This window comes from Sphingobium sp., assembly GCF_035511395.1.
Classification (GTDB): domain Bacteria; phylum Pseudomonadota; class Alphaproteobacteria; order Sphingomonadales; family Sphingomonadaceae; genus Sphingobium.
This window is the reverse complement of the sequence record NZ_DATKFP010000079.1, coordinates 1-1,822: the sequence shown is the minus strand read 5'-3', so window position 1 is coordinate 1,822 and position 1,822 is coordinate 1. Positions and strand designations below refer to the sequence as shown.

Here is a 1,822-nt window from a genome sequence, read left to right as displayed (position 1 = left end):
GCCTGCGCTCTCCGCAACGGGCGCCGGTTCGATGGCGTTGACGCTGTTCATCGGCGCTGCCGCGGCGTTGTTGGACGTCGTATCGACCTTCTTGCCGCATCCGCCAAGTGTGAGCCCTGCCAATGATATCGCCACCGTCGCGAACTGCATCTTCATCGATCGTCTCCCGGATCATCCTCTGTCGGAACGACAACCCGCCGCGCCCAAGCTCGTTCCCGTGGGAGCCTTCTTTGCCACCCGCCGTTTGGTGATGATTGAACCATCACATGGAGGACAGGCACATGGGTATCTTCAGTAAGATCAGGGACAAGATTTTCGGTCATGACGACCACAAGGCAAGCAATGGCGCTCCTGCATCCGCCACGAATGTCCAAACGGCCAGCCCGACCCGGCCAGCCACTACGCCCCCTGCGTCGCCCGCCACGGCCACCGCGTCACCTGAGGCAGCCTCGCTGCCGCAGGTCGATGTCGGCGCAGTCCTTTTGGCTATGGCCGACGCCAAGGGAGGCGGGGGAAATTATCAAAGTTCGATCGTCGATCTGCTGAAGCTGCTCGATCTCGATTCCAGCCTTGCGGCACGCAAGGAACTGGCCGACGAACTGACTGTCCATGAGGGCGCTGACGGCAGCGCAGAGCAGAATGTCGCGCTGCACAGGGCCGTAATGACGAAACTCGCTGAAAATGGCGGCGTGGTTCCCGACAGCTTTCGCGACTAAGGCCTCTGGCCGTGCCGCTCCTGCTTGAGGTGGCGGCCCGGCGTTATCCTGTCAAAACCACATCTGTAGGGACGGTGGCCCCGCGGCGACGCGCGGCCGTCCTTGCGTCAGGCGATCCCCGCGCCGCCGGTCACGCCATAGACTTCACCGGTAATATAGCTGCCCTCCTGCGAGGCCAGCAGCACATAGACGGGCGCGATCTCGACCGGTTGACCAGGGCGGCCAAACTGGCTCTGCTCGCCGAACTTGGTGACCTTGTCCTGCGGCTGACCGCCGCTGGATTGCAGAACCGTCCAGAATGGACCGGGGGCAACCACATTTGCCCGGATGCCCTTTTCGATCAGCTGTTTGGCCAGCGCCTTGGTATAGGCTACGATGCCCGCCTTGGTCGTGGCATAATCGAGCAATATGGCCGAGGGCTCATAGGCCTGGACGGAGGCGGTGGTGATCACCGATGCACCGGCGGGAAGATGCGGCACGGCGGCCTGTGTGATCCAGTGCATGGCGTAGAGGTTGGTCTTGAGCGTGCGGTCGAAATCTTCCGAGCTCACGGCTTCAACGTCATCGCGATATTGCTGGCGGCCAGCGTTGATGACGAGAATGTCGAGCCCGCCAAGGCCCTTAACGGCCTCATCGACGAGCTTGCGACACCAATTCTCATCCGTGATGTCGCCAGGCAGCGCGACGGCCTTGCGGCCTTCTGCCTCGATCAGGGCGATGACCGCCTTTGCGTCCTCCTCTTCGCTTGGAAGATAGGAGATGGCGACATCGGCGCCCTCGCGCGCATAGGCAATCGCTGCGGCCCGGCCGATGCCGCTGTCACCGCCAGTGACCAGCGCCTTACGGCCCTCGAGCTTGCCCGAGCCGGTATAGCTTTGCTCGCCATGGTCAGGCTTGGGATCCATGTCCGCGGCGATGCCTGGAACCGGCTGTGGCTGCTCGGGAAATGGGGGCTTGGGATATTGTGCGCGCGGGTCCTGCATGGTGAGACGCTCTGCCATGTTTGCTCCTTGCTGATGGGGATGATGGACGACAGTCCAGTTTGCCGTTCTAGGCGACACGGCAAACTACGTGCCGCAGAGCCTTCCAGTTCCACACCGGCTCAG

Annotated in this window: 2 protein-coding genes; one reads left to right on the top strand and one right to left on the bottom strand. The window is 62.6% G+C overall.

The features are described from left to right. Positions 1-281: 281 nt before the first annotated feature. Positions 282-716, top strand: coding sequence for a DUF3597 domain-containing protein (locus tag VMR39_RS04620; RefSeq protein ID WP_325414825.1), 435 nt, complete (start codon positions 282-284; stop codon positions 714-716). A 107-nt stretch (positions 717-823) separates the two neighbouring features. Here the strand turns inward: VMR39_RS04620 and VMR39_RS04615 are convergent, their stop codons facing one another. Further along, positions 824-1,717, bottom strand: coding sequence for an SDR family oxidoreductase (locus tag VMR39_RS04615; protein WP_325414823.1), 894 nt, complete (start codon positions 1,715-1,717; stop codon positions 824-826). Positions 1,718-1,822 lie beyond the last annotated feature (105 nt).